At 63.4% G+C, this 17,986-nt stretch carries 20 protein-coding genes; 19 read left to right on the top strand and 1 reads right to left on the bottom strand.

Annotated features, from left to right (window positions below):
- The first annotated feature begins 23 nt into the window (after positions 1-23).
- The 19 genes from rplO to DFP89_RS07825 all read left to right on the top strand — a co-directional run bounded on the left by rplO (position 24) and on the right by DFP89_RS07825 (position 17,015).
- A complete protein-coding gene (gene rplO / locus DFP89_RS07915) occupies positions 24-509 on the top strand; it encodes a 50S ribosomal protein L15 (RefSeq protein WP_114348887.1) in 486 nt (161 codons plus the stop codon).
- Between the two features lie 104 nt (positions 510-613).
- Positions 614-1,984: a preprotein translocase subunit SecY gene (secY, locus tag DFP89_RS07910; RefSeq protein WP_114348886.1), complete on the top strand. Its 1,371-nt coding sequence runs from the start codon at positions 614-616 to the stop codon at positions 1,982-1,984.
- 35 nt (positions 1,985-2,019) lie between these two features.
- Positions 2,020-2,682, top strand: coding sequence for an adenylate kinase (locus DFP89_RS07905; protein WP_114348885.1), 663 nt, complete (start codon positions 2,020-2,022; stop codon positions 2,680-2,682).
- 136 nt (positions 2,683-2,818) lie between these two features.
- Positions 2,819-3,187: a 30S ribosomal protein S13 gene (rpsM, locus tag DFP89_RS07900; RefSeq protein ID WP_114348884.1), complete on the top strand. Its 369-nt coding sequence runs from the start codon at positions 2,819-2,821 to the stop codon at positions 3,185-3,187.
- A 12-nt stretch (positions 3,188-3,199) separates the two neighbouring features.
- Positions 3,200-3,589, top strand: coding sequence for a 30S ribosomal protein S11 (gene rpsK / locus DFP89_RS07895; RefSeq protein ID WP_011747123.1), 390 nt, complete (start codon positions 3,200-3,202; stop codon positions 3,587-3,589).
- A 117-nt stretch (positions 3,590-3,706) separates the two neighbouring features.
- Positions 3,707-4,723 carry a DNA-directed RNA polymerase subunit alpha gene (locus DFP89_RS07890; RefSeq protein ID WP_114348883.1) on the top strand — a complete coding sequence of 339 codons (1,017 nt, stop codon included), beginning with the start codon at positions 3,707-3,709 and terminating at the stop codon, positions 4,721-4,723.
- Between the two features lie 172 nt (positions 4,724-4,895).
- Entirely contained in the window at positions 4,896-5,318 is a 423-nt protein-coding gene (gene rplQ, locus DFP89_RS07885; protein WP_114348882.1) for a 50S ribosomal protein L17, read from the top strand.
- 342 nt (positions 5,319-5,660) lie between these two features.
- Positions 5,661-6,272, top strand: a complete 612-nt coding sequence (locus tag DFP89_RS07880; RefSeq protein ID WP_114348881.1) for an autoinducer binding domain-containing protein — start codon at positions 5,661-5,663, stop codon at positions 6,270-6,272.
- 175 nt (positions 6,273-6,447) lie between these two features.
- On the top strand, positions 6,448-7,008 hold the full coding sequence (locus DFP89_RS07875; protein ID WP_245948623.1) for an acyl-homoserine-lactone synthase: 561 nt from the start codon (positions 6,448-6,450) through the stop codon (positions 7,006-7,008).
- Between the two features lie 61 nt (positions 7,009-7,069).
- Complete coding sequence (locus DFP89_RS07870; RefSeq protein ID WP_114348879.1) at positions 7,070-8,413, top strand: replication-associated recombination protein A; 1,344 nt, start codon at positions 7,070-7,072, stop codon at positions 8,411-8,413.
- Positions 8,410-8,784, top strand: a complete 375-nt coding sequence (crcB, locus tag DFP89_RS07865) for a fluoride efflux transporter CrcB (RefSeq protein ID WP_114348878.1) — start codon at positions 8,410-8,412, stop codon at positions 8,782-8,784. The genes DFP89_RS07870 and crcB overlap by 4 nt, the downstream gene beginning before the upstream one ends.
- Positions 8,781-9,833, top strand: coding sequence for an RluA family pseudouridine synthase (locus DFP89_RS07860; RefSeq protein ID WP_114348877.1), 1,053 nt, complete (start codon positions 8,781-8,783; stop codon positions 9,831-9,833). The genes crcB and DFP89_RS07860 overlap by 4 nt, the downstream gene beginning before the upstream one ends.
- Complete coding sequence (locus tag DFP89_RS07855) at positions 9,830-10,489, top strand: HAD family hydrolase (protein ID WP_114348876.1); 660 nt, start codon at positions 9,830-9,832, stop codon at positions 10,487-10,489. The genes DFP89_RS07860 and DFP89_RS07855 overlap by 4 nt, the downstream gene beginning before the upstream one ends.
- The gene (locus DFP89_RS07850) at positions 10,482-11,192 is read left to right on the top strand and encodes an ATP12 family chaperone protein (RefSeq protein WP_114348875.1); all 711 of its coding nucleotides are present in this window, start codon (positions 10,482-10,484) and stop codon (positions 11,190-11,192) included. Before DFP89_RS07855 ends, DFP89_RS07850 begins: the two co-directional genes overlap by 8 nt.
- Before the next feature lie 147 nt (positions 11,193-11,339).
- Entirely contained in the window at positions 11,340-12,365 is a 1,026-nt protein-coding gene (locus DFP89_RS07845; protein ID WP_114348874.1) for an amino acid ABC transporter substrate-binding protein, read from the top strand.
- Positions 12,366-12,484: 119 nt separating this feature from the next.
- On the top strand, positions 12,485-13,738 hold the full coding sequence (locus DFP89_RS07840) for an amino acid ABC transporter permease (protein ID WP_114348873.1): 1,254 nt from the start codon (positions 12,485-12,487) through the stop codon (positions 13,736-13,738).
- Between the two features lies 1 nt (position 13,739).
- Positions 13,740-15,191 (top strand): amino acid ABC transporter permease, encoded by a 1,452-nt coding sequence (locus DFP89_RS07835; RefSeq protein ID WP_114348872.1) that lies wholly within the window; start codon positions 13,740-13,742, stop codon positions 15,189-15,191.
- A gap of 12 nt (positions 15,192-15,203) precedes the next feature.
- Positions 15,204-15,977 carry an amino acid ABC transporter ATP-binding protein gene (locus DFP89_RS07830; RefSeq protein WP_114348871.1) on the top strand — a complete coding sequence of 258 codons (774 nt, stop codon included), beginning with the start codon at positions 15,204-15,206 and terminating at the stop codon, positions 15,975-15,977.
- A 72-nt stretch (positions 15,978-16,049) separates the two neighbouring features.
- Positions 16,050-17,015 carry a calcium-binding protein gene (locus DFP89_RS07825; protein ID WP_114348921.1) on the top strand — a complete coding sequence of 322 codons (966 nt, stop codon included), beginning with the start codon at positions 16,050-16,052 and terminating at the stop codon, positions 17,013-17,015.
- A gap of 88 nt (positions 17,016-17,103) precedes the next feature.
- On the opposite strand, the gene DFP89_RS07820 is transcribed toward DFP89_RS07825, so the two are convergent.
- Complete coding sequence (locus DFP89_RS07820; RefSeq protein ID WP_114348870.1) at positions 17,104-17,964, bottom strand: D-amino-acid transaminase; 861 nt, start codon at positions 17,962-17,964, stop codon at positions 17,104-17,106.
- Between the last annotated feature and the right edge of the window lie 22 nt (positions 17,965-17,986).

The raw sequence follows: 17,986 nt of genomic DNA, 5'->3' as shown, positions 1-17,986 counted from the left end.
CTTCCGGCTTAAGGAGAAGCGAAATGAAACTGCATGAAATCCGCGACAACGAAGGCGCGAACCGCAAGAAAAAGCGCGTCGCGCGTGGTCCCGGCTCGGGCAAGGGCAAGACCGCCGGCCGTGGTATCAAGGGCCAGACCTCGCGTTCGGGCGTTGCGCTGAACGGCTACGAAGGCGGCCAGATGCCGCTGTATCGCCGCCTGCCCAAGCGCGGCTTCAGCAAGCCGAATCGCCTTGAGTTCGCGGTGGTGAACCTGGGCCAGCTGCAGGCCTTTGTCGACGCGGGCAAGCTCGATGCGAAAGCCGCCGTGACCGAGGATGCTCTGGTTGCTGCCGGCGTCATCCGCCGCAAGCTGGACGGCGTCCGCGTGCTGGCCAAGGGTGAGCTGAAAGCCAAGCTGGACCTGACCGTGGCCGGCGCATCGAAGACCGCCGTCGAGGCCATCGAGAAGGCCGGCGGCAAGATCACCCTGACCCGCCCGGTCAAAGAAGAAGCTGCGGCCGAATAAGCTGTTGAAGGGCGCGCCTGCGCCCAATACATAGCTTTCCAAGTTTTCCAGGCGCCGCGGGATCGGGAAACGATCCGGCGGCGCTGCCATGAAGGGGCAGAAGAATGGCGTCAGCCGCAGAACAGATGGCCGCGAACCTTTCCTGGGGGGCGCTTGGCAAGGCGACCGAGCTTCGCCAGCGGATCTGGTTCACCCTCGGACTTCTTATCATCTATCGTCTTGGCACCTATATCCCGGTGCCCGGCATCGACGGCGGCGCGCTGCGCAACTTCATGGAAGAGGCGCAGGCCGGCATCGGCGGTATCCTGTCCATGTTCACCGGCGGCGCGCTGGGGCGGATGGGGATCTTTGCGCTGGGGATCATGCCCTATATCAGCGCCTCGATCATCGTGCAGCTTCTGGCCTCGATGGTGCCCGCGCTTGAGCAGCTCAAGAAAGAGGGCGAGCAGGGCCGCAAGAAGATCAACCAATATACCCGCTATGGCACCGTGGCGCTGGCGCTGTTCCAGGCCTGGGGTCTGGCCGTAAGCCTCGAGGCCGGCAACCTGGCCCATGATCCGGGCCTGTTCTTCCGCGCATCCGTGGTGATCACGCTGGTCGGCGGCACCATGTTCCTGATGTGGCTGGGTGAGCAGATCACCGCCCGCGGCATCGGCAACGGCATCTCGCTGATCATCTTTGTCGGCATTGTGGCCGAGATCCCGACCCATATCGCGCAATTCCTCGCGCAGGGCGCGTCCAGCGGCTCGACGCTGGTGACGCTGGGCATCGTCGTGATGGTGGTCGCGGTCATCGCCTTCGTGGTGTTCATGGAGCGCGCGCTGCGCAAGATCCACATCCAGTATCCGCGCCGTCAGGTGGGGATGAAGATCTATGACGGCCAGTCGTCGCACCTGCCGATCAAGGTCAACCCGGCCGGCGTCATTCCGGCGATCTTTGCCAGCTCGCTGCTGCTGCTGCCGGTCACCATCTCGACCTTCTCGGGCAACCAGACCGGGCCGATCATGTCGACGATCCTGGCCTATTTCGGTCCCGGCCAGCCGCTTTACCTGCTGTTCTTCACGGCGATGATCGTCTTCTTCGCCTATTTCTACACTTTCAACGTCAGCTTCAAACCCGATGACGTGGCCGAGAACCTGAAAAATCAGGGCGGCTTCATCCCGGGCATCCGTCCCGGCAAGAAGACCGAGGATTACCTGACCTATGTGGTGAACCGGGTGCTGGTGATCGGCTCGGCCTATCTGGCCGCCGTCTGCCTTCTGCCCGAGGTGATCCGCCATCAGCTGGCGATCCCGTTCTACTTTGGCGGCACCTCGGTGCTGATCGTGGTCAGCGTCGTCATGGACACGATCAATCAGGTGCAAAGCCACTTGCTTGCGCATCAATACGAAGGTTTGATTGAGAAATCACAACTGCGTGGCAAGCGCGGCAAGCCCGGTGCGGCCAAGCCGAAAAAAGCGCCCGCGCGTCGCTGAGGGAACCCCACCGGAAGGGTAGGAGAGGGACGACAATGACGATCGATATCATTCTGCTGGGACCTCCGGGTGCGGGCAAGGGCACTCAGGCCCGCCGCCTGATCGAAGAGCGGGGCCTGGTCCAGCTCTCGACCGGGGACATGCTGCGCGAGGCAAAGTCCAGCGGGACCGAGATGGGCAAGCGCGTCGCCGAGGTCATGGACCGTGGCGAGCTTGTCACCGATGAGATCGTCATCGGCCTGATCCGCGAAAAGCTGGCTGCCGGCGGCAAGGGGTTCATCTTTGACGGCTTCCCGCGCACGCTGGCCCAGGCCGATGCGCTTGAGGCGCTGATGGCCGAGATGGGCCAGCATGTCGATGCCGTGGTCGAGATGCGCGTCGATGACGAGGCGCTGGTCGCCCGCATCTCGGGCCGCTTTACCTGCGGCAATTGCGGCGAGGTCTATCACGACGTGACCAAGCCGACCAAGGTTGCGGGCGTCTGCGATGTCTGCGGCTCGACCGACCTGCGCCGCCGGGCCGATGACAATGCCGAAAGCCTCAAGACCCGGCTGATGGAATATTACAAGAAAACCTCGCCGCTGATCGGGTATTACTATGCCAAGGGCAACCTGAATCCGGTCGACGGTCTGGCCGATATCGACGATGTCGCGGCCGAGGTCGCGGCGGTGCTGGACAGGATTCCCGGTCAGGGTTGACGTTCCGCGGGGAATCCCTTAATCCGCCTCATCTCGCAAGAGAATCGCCTCTCAGGCCCGAAGGCATGGCTTTCGGGTCTTTGGTTGTGAAAAAAGGTTCCGGTGCTACGGAACCGCAACATGAAAAGGAAAACGCGTGGCTCGTATTGCTGGCGTCAACATTCCGACCGGGAAACGCGTCCCGATCGCTCTGACCTATATCCATGGCATCGGCCCCAAATTCGCCGAAGAGATCGTCACCTCGGTCGGCATTGATCCGGCCCGTCGCGTGAATGACCTGTCGGATGCCGAAGTTCTGCAGATCCGCGAATATATCGACGCGAACCTGACCGTCGAGGGCGACCTGCGCCGTGAAACCCAGATGAACATCAAGCGCATGATGGACCTGGGTTCGTATCGTGGCCTGCGTCACCGCCGCGGCCTGCCGGTTCGCGGTCAGCGCACCCACACCAATGCCCGCACCCGCAAGGGCCCGGCGAAGCCGATCGCCGGCAAGAAGAAATAAGGGGGCTGATCCATGGCACGCGATAAAACCCGCATCAAGCGCAAAGAGCGCAAGAACATCGCCACTGGCGTGGCGCATGTGAACAGCTCGTTCAACAACACCAAGATCCTGATCTCGGACGTGCAAGGCAACGCCATCTCGTGGTCGTCGGCTGGCACCATGGGCTTCAAGGGCTCGCGCAAATCGACGCCTTACGCTGCCCAGATGGCCGCTGAAGACGCCGGCAAGAAGGCGCAGGAACACGGTGTCCGCACCCTCGAAGTCGAGGTTCAGGGCCCCGGTTCGGGCCGTGAATCGGCGCTGCGCGCGCTGGCTGCCGTCGGCTTCAACATCACGGCCATCCGTGACGTGACCCCGATCGCGCATAACGGCTGCCGTCCGCCGAAGCGCCGCCGCGTCTGATTTCTAAGCTCTTATCGCGTCCCGCGCCGCATTTTGGCGCGGGACGCGCATTCGCATTTCACCTCGGGCGTTTTCGACCACCGGTCATGGGTCGAAAACTGGTATGGAGGAAAACGCATGATCCACAAGAATTGGGCTGAACTCATCAAGCCGACCCAGCTTGAAGTCAAGCCGGGCGCCGATTCGGCCCGTGTCGCGACCGTGGTCGCCGAACCGCTGGAACGCGGCTTCGGTCTGACGCTCGGCAACGCGCTGCGCCGCGTGCTGCTGTCCTCGCTGCAGGGCGGGGCCATCACCTCGGTGCAGATCGACAATGTGCTGCATGAATTCTCGTCCGTTCCCGGCGTGCGCGAGGACGTGACCGACATCGTCCTGAACCTCAAGGGCGTGACGCTGAAAGTGGACGTCGATGCGCCCAAGCGCCTGGCGCTCTCGGCCAAGGGGCCGGGCGAGGTCAAGGCCGGCGACATCCAGGAATCGGCCGGCATTACCGTGCTGAACCGTGATCATGTCATCTGCCATCTGGATGACGGCGCCGAGCTGCACATGGAACTGACCGTTGCCAATGGCAAGGGTTACGTCGCCGCCGACAAGAACCGTCCCGAGGACGCGCCCATCGGCCTGATCCCGATCGACGCCATCTTCTCGCCGGTCAAGCGCGTCAGCTACGAAGTCACGCCGACCCGCGAAGGTCAGGTACTGGACTATGACAAGCTGACGATGAAGGTCGAAACCGACGGTTCGCTGACCCCGGAAGACGCCGTGGCCTATGCCGCGCGCATCATTCAGGACCAGCTGTCGGTCTTCGTGAACTTCGACGAGCCGGAAGCCGCGACCCGCTCGGATGCCGAGGACGGTCTGGAATTCGACCCGCGCCTGCTGAAGAAAGTCGACGAGCTGGAGCTGTCGGTCCGTTCGGCCAACTGCCTCAAGAACGACAATATCGTCTATATCGGCGACCTGATCCAGAAAACCGAAGCCGAGATGCTGCGCACCCCGAACTTCGGCCGCAAGTCGCTGAACGAGATCAAGGAAGTGCTTTCGGGCATGGGCCTGCATCTTGGCATGGACGTCGTCGACTGGCCGCCGGAAAACATCGAAGATCTGGCCAAGCGCTTCGACGACCAGTTCTGATCGGGCAGTTCTGATCGGGCGGTGCGTGTAAACACGCATCCTGCGGTCTTGCGAATCGGGTAGGGTGCGTGTTTACACGCACCTTCCCAAATACCGGGCATCCCGCCCCAAGGAGAGCGGCTTTCACGCAAGGGCCGCCAGACAAAGCAAAAGACGTAAACGGAGAAACATCATGCGTCACGCCCGCGGCTACCGCCGACTGAACCGTACCCACGAACACCGCAAGGCGCTGTTCGCCAACATGGCTGGCTCGCTGATCGAGCACGAGCAGATCAAGACCACGCTGCCGAAAGCCAAGGAACTGCGCCCGATCGTCGAAAAGCTGATCACGCTGGCCAAGCGCGGCGATCTGCATGCCCGCCGTCAGGCCGCCTCGCAGCTCAAGCAGGACATGCATGTCGAGAAACTCTTCGACGTGCTCGGCGCCCGCTACAAGGACCGTCAGGGCGGCTATGTCCGCATCATGAAGGCCGGCTTCCGCTATGGCGACATGGCGCCGATGGCAATCATCGAATTCGTCGAGCGTGACACCGATGCCAAGGGTGCCGCTGACCGCGCCCGTCTGGAAGCCGAATCGGCCGCTGACGAAGCGTAAACCCAGGTCTTTCCTCGGGTTAACAGAAAGTTCATGCCCGCGGCCAGAGCCATGGCTGCGGGCTTTTTGCAACAGCAGAAGTGCAAATCTTGCACGCGCGGTGGCGGCTGTTGGCCGGTCCGTAAAATTTTCGGTTGTGCAGGGCCTTGGAATACGCGCATAAATCGCGCGTTATTGTTGTGGAGAGGTGACGGTTGTCTGGGAACAGCGAAATTTTCTTCACTAAGTTTACCTTAGGGAAGGGTAAAAAACGTCATGTTATTTTGCAGTATCGCTTGAATAGCCTGCAAACTCTGCCATTTTTCCTGCTAACGTAAAAAAACGCAATCTGTCCAAATCGTCATGTCGTCTCGCGCGGAAATCAATGCAGCACTGGCCAAGCTGAAGAAGCTCTCTCCGGCGGGCTACTTCGTTGGGCTTCACATTCGCTTTGCTGCACCCTTGATGCAGTTCCAGACCTATAACAAGGACTGGGCGCAGCGCTATTCCGAACGCGCCTATGCCCTGCGCGATCCCACCATCGCCTGGGGGTTCTCGACGACCGGCGCCTGCCGCTGGAGCGTTTTGCCCATTCCCGACCCGTTCTCGATTCTGCAGGACGCGGCGGATCACGGGCTGCATTACGGGCTTGCCATCGCGCATGGGCCGATCAAGTCGCGAACGATTTGCTGCTTCGCCCATGACAAACGCGAATTCACGGATGACGAGATCGAAGTGATCTCGGCCATGGTACGACGGCTTCACGAAGTGACGGAGCCGCCGGAGAGCCTGACAAAGGCTCAGCAAGAGGCCCTTCGGTGTATCGCAGAGGGGGATCGCCACGCGGCGGCGGCTGCCAAACTTGGTATTACGGAAAGTGCATTCAAGGCTCGTTTGATCTCGGCGCGTGAAAGGCTGATGGCGCGAACAACGGCCGAGGCGCTGCAACGGGCCAAGGACTACCGCTTGCTATAAACGGTCCGTCTATCGTTGCGGTATATCCTGGGGGCCACCACCACCACCACCCCAGGAGAAAACCACCATGCAGACCACCACCACAATTCGCAGCGCTGACGTTCAGACCACGACCATCCGGACCCCTGACGCACGGCTGCCCGAAGTTCAGACAACCACACTTTCGTTCGCCAACATGCATAATCATGGCGAACTTTTTGCCAATATCTTCCGCGCGCGGAAACAAAGCTTCATCGATCTCAAGAAATGGCCACTGCCCGAGGTCGATGGGATGGAGTTCGACCAGTATGACACGCCGATGAGCCGCTGGGTCGCCATCCATGAACATGGCCGTGTTCTTGCCGGCGTTCGCCTGACGCCGACCACCGCCCGCTGCGGTGTGTATTCCTATATGATCCGTGATGCGCAAGAGGACCTGCTGGGCGGCTCGATCCCGCAGAACCTGCTGGACGGGCCGGCCCCGGTCGAGGAAACCACCTGGGAGGCGAGCCGCCTGTTCATCGATCATTCGATCCCGGCCGGGCGGCGCATGCGTGTTCAGATGAGCCTGATCGCCGAGATGAGCAATTCGGCCCGTGCGCTTGGCGCCAGCCGGCTGATCTGTCTGGTCAAGGCGACCTGGCCGCGCTGGCTGAACCCGCGTGGCGTCGATGCGCAGGCCATGGGTCCGGTCATTTGGATCGATGACGATTATTTCCAGTGTGTTTCGATCAATCTTGCACCCAAGATGCATTGATGGTGGCGCATGGGCGGTGGGCCTTTCGTGTCGGGTCTGCACGGCGTAACATGTTGCGCTGATGGCAGACCTATTCGACACGGCGCCCCCCGCTGGCGACCCGCAGCCCGACGTGACACGCCCTCTGGCCGACCGGATCCGTCCGGCGCGGCTAAGCGACGTTGTCGGGCAGGGCAAGGTGATGGGGCCGGACGGCCCGCTGGGGGCCATGCTGGCCTCGGGCAGCCTGTCCTCGCTGATCCTTTGGGGGCCTCCCGGGGTTGGCAAGACCACCATCGCGCGGCTGCTGGCGCGGGAAACCGACCTGGCTTTCGTGCAGATCTCGGCGATCTTTTCGGGTGTGCCGGAACTGCGCAAGGTTTTCGATGCCGCCCGCCTGCGCCGCCAGCAGGGTCGGGGCACGTTGCTGTTCGTCGATGAGATTCACCGCTTCAACAAGGCGCAGCAGGACAGCTTCCTGCCGCATATGGAGGACGGCACCATCACCCTGGTCGGTGCCACCACCGAAAACCCCAGCTTCGAGCTGAACGCCGCGCTTTTGTCGCGCGCGCAGGTCATCGTGCTCGAGCGTCTGAGCCTTGCCGATCTGGAGCTTCTGGCGCAGCGCGCCGAGCAAGAGCTTGGCCGCCCCTTGCCCCTGACCGGCGAGGCGCGCGAGCGGATTTTGGAAATGGCCGATGGCGATGGCCGCGCCGCCCTGAACCTGATCGAACAGGTCATGGCCTGGAAAATCCCGGCCAAGGAGAACGGCGGCAAGCTGAACACCGAACAGTTGTCGCAACGGCTGATGCGGCGCGCGGCGAAATATGACAAATCCGGGGACGAGCATTACAACCTGATCTCGGCCCTGCACAAATCCGTCCGTGGCAGTGACCCGGATGCGGCGCTTTACTGGTTTGGCCGCATGCTTGAGGGGGGCGAGGACCCGCGCTATCTGGCGCGCCGCCTGACCCGCATGGCGGTCGAGGATATCGGGCTGGCAGATCCGGCCGCGCAGCGTCACTGCCTTGACGCATGGGCGCTTTACGAGCGCCTTGGCAGCCCCGAGGGGGAGCTCGCGCTGGCGCAGGCGGTGATCTATCTGGCGCTCGCGCCGAAATCGAATGCGGGCTATGTCGCCTACAAGGCGGCGCGCGATCTGGCGCGGCGCAGCGGCAGCCAGATGCCCCCGGCCCATATCCTGAACGCCCCCACGGCGCTGATGAAGGATCAGGGCTATGGCGCGGGCTATGCCTATGACCACGATGCCGAGGACGGCTTTTCGGGTCAGAATTACTTTCCCGAGGGTATGAAACGCCCGGTCTTTTACCTGCCGGTTGAGCGCGGCTATGAGCGCGAGCTGAAAAAGCGCGTTGAATGGTTCGCCAGCCTGCGCCAAAAGCGGCGGCCAGAGGGCAAGACATGACACATAATTTCCTGCAGGTGGCGCTTGGCGGGGCCATTGGCGCCTCGGCGCGTTACGGCGTCAATATTCTGGCCGGGCGCATCAGCCCCGGCTTTCCGCTGGGCACGCTGACCGTCAATGTGCTGGGCTGTCTGGCCATGGGCATGCTGGCATCGCTGCTGGCCCTGCGCGGCGGCCAGCATCTGGCGCCCCTGCTGCTGACCGGGGTGCTGGGCGGCTTTACCACGTTTTCGGCCTTTGCGCTGGACACGATGACCTTGTGGGAACGCGGTGCGGGCGGGCAGGCCATCGGCTATGTGCTGGCCTCGGTCCTCCTGTCGCTCGTGGCAGTGATGGCTGGCCTTGCCATCGGACGGGGAGTTTTCGCATGAGCGGCGTCCAGACCATCCAGATCGGCCCCGATGAGGGCGACCAGCGCATCGACCGCTGGCTGAAAAAGAAATTCCCGCAACTGACCCAGGGCGCCATCGAAAAGATGTGCCGGACCGGGCAGTTGCGCGTCGATGGCGGCCGGGTCAAGGCAAATACCCGCATCGAGACCGGCCAGGAGGTGCGCGTGCCGCCCTTGCCCGATGCCTCGGCCCCGGTGCCGGCGCGGGCGAAAAAGCCATCCGTCAAGCAATCGGATGCCGAGATGATCCAGTCCGCCGTGCTGTGGCGGGACGAGCATATCATCGCTCTGAACAAGCCGCCGGGCCTGCCCTCGCAGGGCGGCTCGGGGCAGGGGGACCGGCATGTGGACGGGCTGACCGAGGCGCTGATGTTCGGCTATAAGGACCGGCCCAAGCTGGTCCACCGGCTGGACAAGGACACTTCGGGCGTGCTGCTGCTGGCGCGCACCGACCGCATCGCGCGTTCGCTGAGCGAGGCGTTCCGTCACCGGCTGACGCGCAAGATCTATTGGGCGGCGGTGGCGGGGGTTCCGCATCCGCGCATGGGTTCGATCAAATACGGGCTGGTCAAGGCGCCGGGCCGGGGCCGCATGGGCGAGGGCGAAAAGATGGTCGCCGTCCATCCCGGTGAGGTCGCCACGACCGAGGGCGCCAAGCGCGCCCATACCGATTACGCGGTGCTGGATGCGCTTGGCGGGCGGGTCAGCTGGGCGGCGATGGTGCCGGTCACCGGCCGCACCCACCAGCTGCGCGCCCATATGGCCGAGATCGGCCACCCGATCGTGGGCGACGGCAAATATGGCGGCTCGGGCCAGGAAAACCTGGGCGATGGCTGGGGCGCGCAACTGGGCGGTGAGATCAGCCGCAAGCTGCATCTGCATGCCCGCCTGATCCGCTTTGAACATCCGATCACCAAGAAGCTGATCACCGTGACCGCACCGCTGCCCGAGCATATGGCGCGGACATGGCAGACGCTGGGCTGGTCCGAACAGGACGTTCCCGAAGATCCTTTTGCCGAGGACCCATGAAACTTGTCATTTTCGATGTCGACGGGACCCTGATCGACAGCCAGCTGATGATCGTCAACTCGATGAATGCCGGCATGGCCGAGGCCGGTCTGCCGCCGCTTACGCGTGAGGCGATCCTGTCCATCGTCGGTCTGTCGCTGCCCGTCGCCATCGCGCAACTGCTGCCCGAGGCGTCGCAGGCCCAGCTGGACAAGGTGGCGGCAGGCTATCGCGCCGCCTATATGGCCTCGCGCATGCATCTGGAATCGCCGCTTTATCCCGGCGCGCAGGATTGCCTGGATGCGCTTGCGGCGCATGAGGGCGTACTTTTGGCCATCGCCACCGGCAAAAGCCGGCGCGGGCTGGATGCGCTGATTGAAAACTATGGCTGGGACGAGCTGTTCGTCAGCCGCCAGACCTCGGATTTCCACCCCTCTAAGCCGCATCCGGCCATGCTGCAGGCGGCGCTGGACGAGGCGGGCGTCGCCGCCGCGCAGGCCTGCATGGTCGGCGATACGGAATTCGACGTCGCCATGGGGGTTGCGGCGGGGATGCCGTCATTCGGTGTCGCCTGGGGCTATCACCCGGCCGACCGGCTGCTGGCGGCGGGGGCGGTGATGGTCGCGCCCGATTACCCGGCCTTGACCCGTGCGCTGCTGGAGTGGGCCGATGACTGAATGGAAGGCGCGCCGCTTCTGGAAAACCGCCGGTATCCGCCCGCAGGGTTCGGGATGGGAGGTGGTTCTGGACGACCGCCCGCTGCGCACGCCGGGAAAACTGCCGCTGGTCCTGCCGACCGAGGCGCTGGCCCGCGCCATCGCCGCCGAATGGGATGCGCAGACCGATGTGATCGACCCCAACACCATGCCGCTGACCCGGGCCGCGAACTCGGCCATCGAAAAGGTCACGCCGCAGTTCCATGACGTGACCTCGATGCTGGGCGATTACGGCGGCACCGATCTTCTGTCCTATCGCGCCAGCGAACCCGAGGCGCTGACCCAGATGCAGGCCATGGGCTGGGACCCGCTGATCGACTGGGCCGCGACCGAGCTGCGCGCACCGCTGCGCATCACCCATGGCGTCATCCCGGTGCCTCAGGATCCGGCGGTCCTGCTGAAACTGCAGGCCGAGATTGCCTCGCTGGACGCCTTCGCCCTGACCGCGCTGCATGATCTGGTCACGCTTCCCGGCTCGCTGATTCTGGGGCTGGCGGTGCTGCGCGGACGGCTGGACGCCGAAACCGCCTGGAAGCTGGCCCGAATCGATGAAGAATTTCAAGCTGATCGCTGGGGCCGCGACGAGGATGCCGACCTTGCGGCCCAAGGCAGGCTGGACGCGATGCGCAATGCCGAGCGTTTCTATCATCTCAGCCGGCCCTGACCGGCGCGGCATGTATATTTCTTGACGCAAGCGTGCCGATCGGCACAATACAAGCTTATAGGGGCATAAACGCCCCTTGTGAAACGGGCTGCGCAGACCCTGCTGACGCAGGGCTGGGGCAAGTCCGAAACAACAGTGAGGAACTCCATGTATAAGTCTGTACTCTTCGGCTCTGTGACCGCGCTGGCTTTGGCTGCGTCGGGCGCCATGGCGGCCGAGGGCGATACGCTGAAAGAGGTCAAAGCCCGCGGCGTGCTGAACTGTGGCGTGAACACCGGTCTGATCGGCTTCGCCGCCCCGGACGCGAACGGCAACTGGTCCGGTTTCGACGTGGCCTTCTGCAAGGCGGTGGCTGCCGCCGTTCTGGGCGATGCGACCAAGGTGAAATACGTGCCGACCACCGGCCAGACCCGCTTTACCGCCCTGTCCTCGGGCGAGGTGGATCTGCTGGCCCGGAACTCGACGGTGACTTTCCAGCGCGACACCGACCTCAAGCTGGATTTCATCGGTGTGAACTACTATGACGGCCAGGGCTTCATGGTGCGCAAGGATCTGGGCGTCAGCTCGGCCAAGGATCTTGGCGGGGCCACGGTCTGCATCCAGACCGGCACCACGACCGAGCTGAACCTGGCGGATTATTTCAAGTCCAACAACATGGAATACCAGCCGGTCAACATCGATTCGAACGCCGAGGGCGAACAGCAATACATGGCCGGCGCCTGCGACGCCTATACGACCGACGCCTCGGGCCTTGCCGCGACCCGCGCCAGCTTCGCGGACCCGGAAAACCACATCATCCTGCCCGAGATCATCTCGAAGGAACCGCTTGGGCCGGCCGTGCGTCACGGCGACAACAACTGGGGCGACATCGCCCGCTGGACGCTTTACGCGCTGGTCGCCGCCGAGGAATACGGCGTGACCTCGGCCAATATCGACGAGTTGGCCAAGTCCTCGCAGAACCCCGAGGTGCAGCGCCTTCTGGGCACCACCGACGATCTGGGCAAGATGCTGGGTCTGGATGCCAACTGGGCGCTGAATGCCATCAAGGCCAGCGGCAACTATGGCGAGATCTTCGCCGCCACCATCGGCGAGCAGACCCCCATCGGTCTGGCCCGCGGTCTGAACGCACAGTGGACCCAGGGCGGGCTGATGTACGCCATGCCCTTCCGCTGATCGCGGCCTGACACTGACGCGCGGGATCCATTCCCGCGCGTTTTCAAATGATAAGACCGGTGTCGGCAGCAGAGGCCAGAATGGCCCGCCCGTTCAAACCGGACTCAGGGGGTTAAAACATGGTCGCTTATCCGGGCGCGGACAATCCGCCGTTCCGAATGTCTATGCTGATCTATGATCGGCGCTATCGTTCGCTGACCTTGCAGGCGGTGGTGTTCATTCTGGTCATGCTGATGGCCAGCTGGCTGATCAACAACACGCTGCATAACCTGTCCGCCATGGGCAAGACGCTCAGCTTTGATTTCCTGTTCCGGCGGGCGGGGTATGACATTCCCCAGCAGTTGATCCCCTATACCTCGGACGACACGCATCTGCGCGCGACCATGGTCGGGCTGTTGAACACGCTGCTGGTGTCGATCCTGGGCTGCATCGCGGCGACGGTGCTGGGGGTGACGGTCGGCGTGCTGCGCCTGTCCTCGAACTGGCTGATCGCGCGGCTGATGACGATCTATGTCGAGATCTTCCGCAATATACCGCTGCTCTTGTGGATCCTGGTGATCCTCGCGATCTTCACCGAGGTGCTGCCGCCCCCGAACGCCTATCGCGGCGACAATCCGGCGGCGCATATGATGCTGTTTGACACCATCGCGCCGACCAACCGCTATACCGCCATTCCCTCGATCGGCATGACCAATCCGCCCGGCGTCATCGCTTTGGGGCGCGAGGGGATCAGCTGGGCCGTCGTGGCCTTTGCCGTCGTCATCGTGGCGGCGTGGTTCGGCCGGCGGATGCTGAACGCCCGCGCGCAGCGCATTCAGGACGCGACCGGCCTGCGCCCGACGACCTGGTGGATCAACCTCGCCATGTTCGTGCTGCCGGTGCTGGCGCTGAGCTGGTATTACGGGCTGCACCTGAACCGCCCGGTGCTCAAGGGCTTCAACTTTGCCGGCGGCATCACGCTGGACAACTCTTTCGTGGTGCTGTGGCTGGCGCTGACGCTTTATACCGGCGCCTTCATCGCCGAGATCGTTCGCGCCGGCATCCTTGCCGTCAGCAAGGGCCAGTCCGAGGCCGCATCCGCACTGGGCCTGCGTCCGCAGCGCACCATGTCGCTGGTCATCCTGCCGCAGGCGCTGCGGGTGATCGTGCCGCCGCTGATCTCGCAATATCTGAACCTGACCAAGAACAGCTCGCTGGCGATTGCCGTGGGCTATATGGACCTGCGCGGCACGCTGGGCGGCACGACGCTGAACCAGACCGGCCGCGAGATGGAATGCATGGTGTTGATGATGGGGATCTATCTGTTGCTCAGCCTGATCATCTCGGGCGGGATGAACGTCTTCAACAGCAGCGTCAAGCTGAAGGAGCGGTGAGATGAGCGATATCCAAGCCCAATCCCCCGCCTTTGTCCGCGAGACCATGCTGCCGCCGCAACCGCCGCCCAGCAGTGCGGCGGGCGTGGTGCTGTGGCTGCGCACCAACCTGTTCTCGGGGCCGCTGAACATCGCGCTGACCGTGCTGGGGCTGGCGATCATCTGGATGATCTTCCGCACGCTCTGGCCGTGGCTGTCGCATTCGGTCTGGAACGCCGGCAGCATGGCCGAATGCCGGCAGATCATCTCGGAGGCTTACGGCCCCGATGCCCATGGCGGCTGCTTTGCCATCATCAAGCATCGCTGGAACCAGTTCGTCTTTGGCTTCTATCCGCAGGATCTGTATTGGCGGCCGGTGCTGGCATTCGGCTTGCTGTTCCTGGCGCTTGCGCCGGTGCTGTTCGCCGACAGCGCCAAGGCGCGGCGCATCGTGCTGGGGCTGGCGGTCGGCCTGACGCTGATCTTCTCGGCCATGCTGGGCGGGGGGGCTGGCGCGCTGGTCGGCATGGCCGTCCTGATGCTCGGCTGGGTCGCGTTGATCGAGACCCGTCCCGGCTGGGCGCTGCTGGCCAGCCTGCTTTACCCCTTCCTTGCGGTCTGGCTGCTTTGGGGTGGCTCGCTTTGGGGGCCGGTGATGGCGCTGGCGGGCTTTGGCGTGGGCTTTGCCGTCTGGCAGGCCGGCGCCCGCTATGGGCTGTTCGCCGTCGCTCTGGGCGCGGTGGCGGCGGCGCTGTGGTGGATGTTCGCGGCCGCGCCGGTCGCCCATACGCTGGCGGGGCTTGTGCCCTTGCGGCTGACGCCGGTCTCGTCGGACCAGTTCGGCGGGTTCGTCCTGTCGATCACCATCGGCGTCGCCGGCATCGCGCTGTCGCTGCCCATGGGGATCATTCTGGCGCTGGCGCGGCGTTCGGACCTGCCCGTCATCAAGATGATGGCAGTGATGTTCATCGAGTTCATCCGCGGCGTGCCGCTGATCACGCTGCTGTTCGTGGCCTCGCTGCTGCTGAACTATTTCCTGCCGCCGGGGACGAATTTCGACATCATCCTGCGGGTCATCATCATGGTGACACTGTTCTCGTCGGCCTATATGGCCGAGGTGATCCGCGGCGGTCTGGCCGCCCTGCCCAAGGGGCAATACGAGGCCGCCGACGCATTGGGGCTGGACTACTGGAAAGCGCAGCGGCTGATCATCCTGCCGCAGGCGCTGAAGGTCAGCATCCCCGGGATCGTCTCGACCTTCATCGGCATGTTCAAGGACACGACGCTGGTCGTTTTCGTGGGCCTGTTCGATCCCCTCAAGGCCATGTCCGACACCGTGCGGGCCAGCTTCGAATGGAAGGGCGCCTATTGGGAACCCTATATCTTCGTCGGCTCGATCTTCTTCATCCTCTGCTTCGGCATGTCGCGCTATTCCATGTATCTGGAACGCCGGCTGAAGCGCGACCATCGCTGAGGAGCGCAATCCATGACCGCAACCAACCCCGTCGCGACGCCCGAGCTTGGCGAAACCGCGATCGAGATTGCCAAGCTGAACAAGTGGTATGGCACTTTCCACGTCCTGCGCGACATCGACCTGAATGTCAGCCGGGGCGAGCGGATCGTCATTGCCGGGCCTTCGGGCTCGGGCAAGTCGACGCTGATCCGCTGCATCAACCGGCTTGAGGAACATCAGGCCGGCAAGATTGTCGTGGATGGGACCGAACTGACCAACGACCTGAAAAACATCGACAAGGTGCGGTCCGAGGTCGGGATGGTGTTCCAGCACTTCAACCTGTTCCCGCATCTGACCATTCTGGAAAACTGCACGCTGGCGCCGATCTGGGTGCGCAAGATCCCCCGCCGCGAGGCCGAGGAAACGGCGATGCATTTCCTGACCAAGGTCAAGATCCCCGATCAGGCCCATAAATATCCGGGCCAGCTTTCGGGCGGTCAGCAGCAGCGCGTGGCGATTGCCCGGTCGCTCTGCATGCGGCCGCGGATCATGCTGTTCGATGAGCCGACCAGTGCCCTTGACCCGGAAATGATCAAGGAAGTTCTGGATACCATGATCGAGCTGGCCGAGGACGGCATGACCATGCTGTGCGTCACCCACGAGATGGGCTTTGCCCAAGCCGTGGCGCATCGGGTCATCTTCATGGATCAGGGCCAGATCGTCGAACAGAACACCCCGCGCGAGTTCTTCAACAATCCGAAATCGGAGCGCACCAAGCTGTTCCTCAGCCAGATTCTGGGGCACTAAGGGCGTGAATGGCCGGTTGCCGGGGCCTTGCGCCCCGGTCTATCCTGCCGCCGACCGTTTCGGAGATTAATGATGAATCAGACCATCTTTCTGATGCTGGGCCTGCTGGGTCTTGTCGGCATCGGTGCGGCCGTTTCCGGCAATGACGACGACCATCCGCCCGAGGGCCCGGCCGACGATCCCCGGCTGGAGTTTGATGAAGATACCGCCATCGGGGATGATGACTGCAACGACGATCAGGTCGTCACCGGCACCGATGGCATCGACTTCATCCAGGGCGGCGACGGCAACGATACGCTGAACGGCCTTGCGGGGAACGACGGATTCCGCCCCGGCGATGGCGATGACGTCATCTCTGGCGGGGCAGGCGATGACGGCATTCGCGGTGAGGATGGCGACGACACGATCGACGGCGGCGAGGGGGATGACCTGGTCGGCGCGGGCTATGGCGACGATTCCGTGGTCGCCGATGTCGGCGATGACTCGATCTATCTGGGTTCGGGCGACGATATCTATGGCGCCGATGCCCCCGGCGTGAACGAAGGCAATGACACCATCTATGCCGGCTATGGTGACGACACCATCACCACCAATCTGGGCAACCATTCGATCGAGGGCTTTGATGGCAATGACGAGATCCGCGACTATGGCGGCTCGGTCTATATCAACGGCGAGGCGGATAACGACCTGATCGTGTCGCCCGATGCCTCGGACCCCGAGGCGGTCGATACGCTGATCGGCGGCGAGGGTGCGGATACCATCCATGCCGGTGCCGGCGATCTGGTCGACCCGGGCACCGGCTCGGACGTGATCATGCTGCGCAGCGATGCCGGCGGCGCGGCCGACATCACCTATGGCGGCGCCGACAGCATCACCATCACGCTGGCCGCCGATTACACCGGCGAAGCCAGCTATGAGCTGGTTCAGGACGGCGAGGATGTGCGTCTGGTGGTCGATGGCGTCGATCTGGCGATCCTGCGCGCGACCAATGTTGCCGACGTCGATTCCATCTCGCTGGTGCGCGAAGCCGTCGAGTAACGGCCAGGCGCCTTGCGCCGGACAGGAATGAAAACGGCGCGCGGGGGGATACCTCGCGCGCCGTTTCCTTATGTGCCTTGGCGTCGGATTACTGCGCGGCCTTGCGCGATTCCTCAAGATAAAGTTCGCGCAGGCGGGCGGCGACCGGGCCGGGCTTGCCGCTGCCCAGCTTGACGCCATCGATCTCGACCACCGGCATCACGAAGGCCGAGGCCGAGGTGAAGAAGGCCTCATCCGCCGCCTGCGCCTCGGCGATGGTGAAGGGGCGTTCCTCGATCTGCATCTGCGCCTCGGCGGCATAGCGCAAGAGCGAGGCGCGGGTGATCCCGTGCAGGATGTCGTTGGACAATTGCCGGGTGACGATCTTGCCGTCCTTGACGATATAGGTGTTGTTCGAGGTGCCCTCGGTCACGAAACCGTCCTCGGTGAACCATGCGTCATCGACGCCCTGATGCTTGGCCTCCATCTTGGCCATCGAGGGATAGAGAAGCTGCACGGTCTTGATGTCGCGCCGGCCCCAGCGCAGGTCGGGGATCGAGATGACGCGGATGCCGGTTTTCGCCTGCGGATTGTCGGCGAGGCCGGGCTTGGCCTGGGTGAACAGCACCACGGTCAGCGGCGTGCCCTCGGGCGGATAGGCGAAATCGCGGTCGCCGCCATTCCCGCGCGAGACCTGCAGATAGATCAGCCCCTCGTCGATATCGTTCAGTTCGACCAGCTTGTGATGGATCGCCAGCCACTCGGCGCGGTCCATCGGGTTCTTCATCCCCAGGGCTTCCAGCGAGCGGGTCAGCCGCGCCAGATGGCCATCGAATTCCAGGATCTGGCGGCCCAGCACGCTGGTGACCTCATAGACCGCGTCAGCCATCACGAAACCACGGTCAAAGATCGAGACCTTGGCCTCGGCCTCGGGCAGGTAGTCCCCATTCAGATAGACGGTGCGGGTCATGTCGTCGTTCTCCTGTCCTCAA

Source organism: Paracoccus lutimaris (assembly GCF_003337565.1).
GTDB classification, from domain to species: Bacteria; Pseudomonadota; Alphaproteobacteria; order Rhodobacterales; family Rhodobacteraceae; genus Paracoccus; species Paracoccus lutimaris.
The sequence above is the reverse complement of the archived record's forward strand: the minus strand, read 5'-3'. Positions and strand labels throughout refer to the sequence as shown.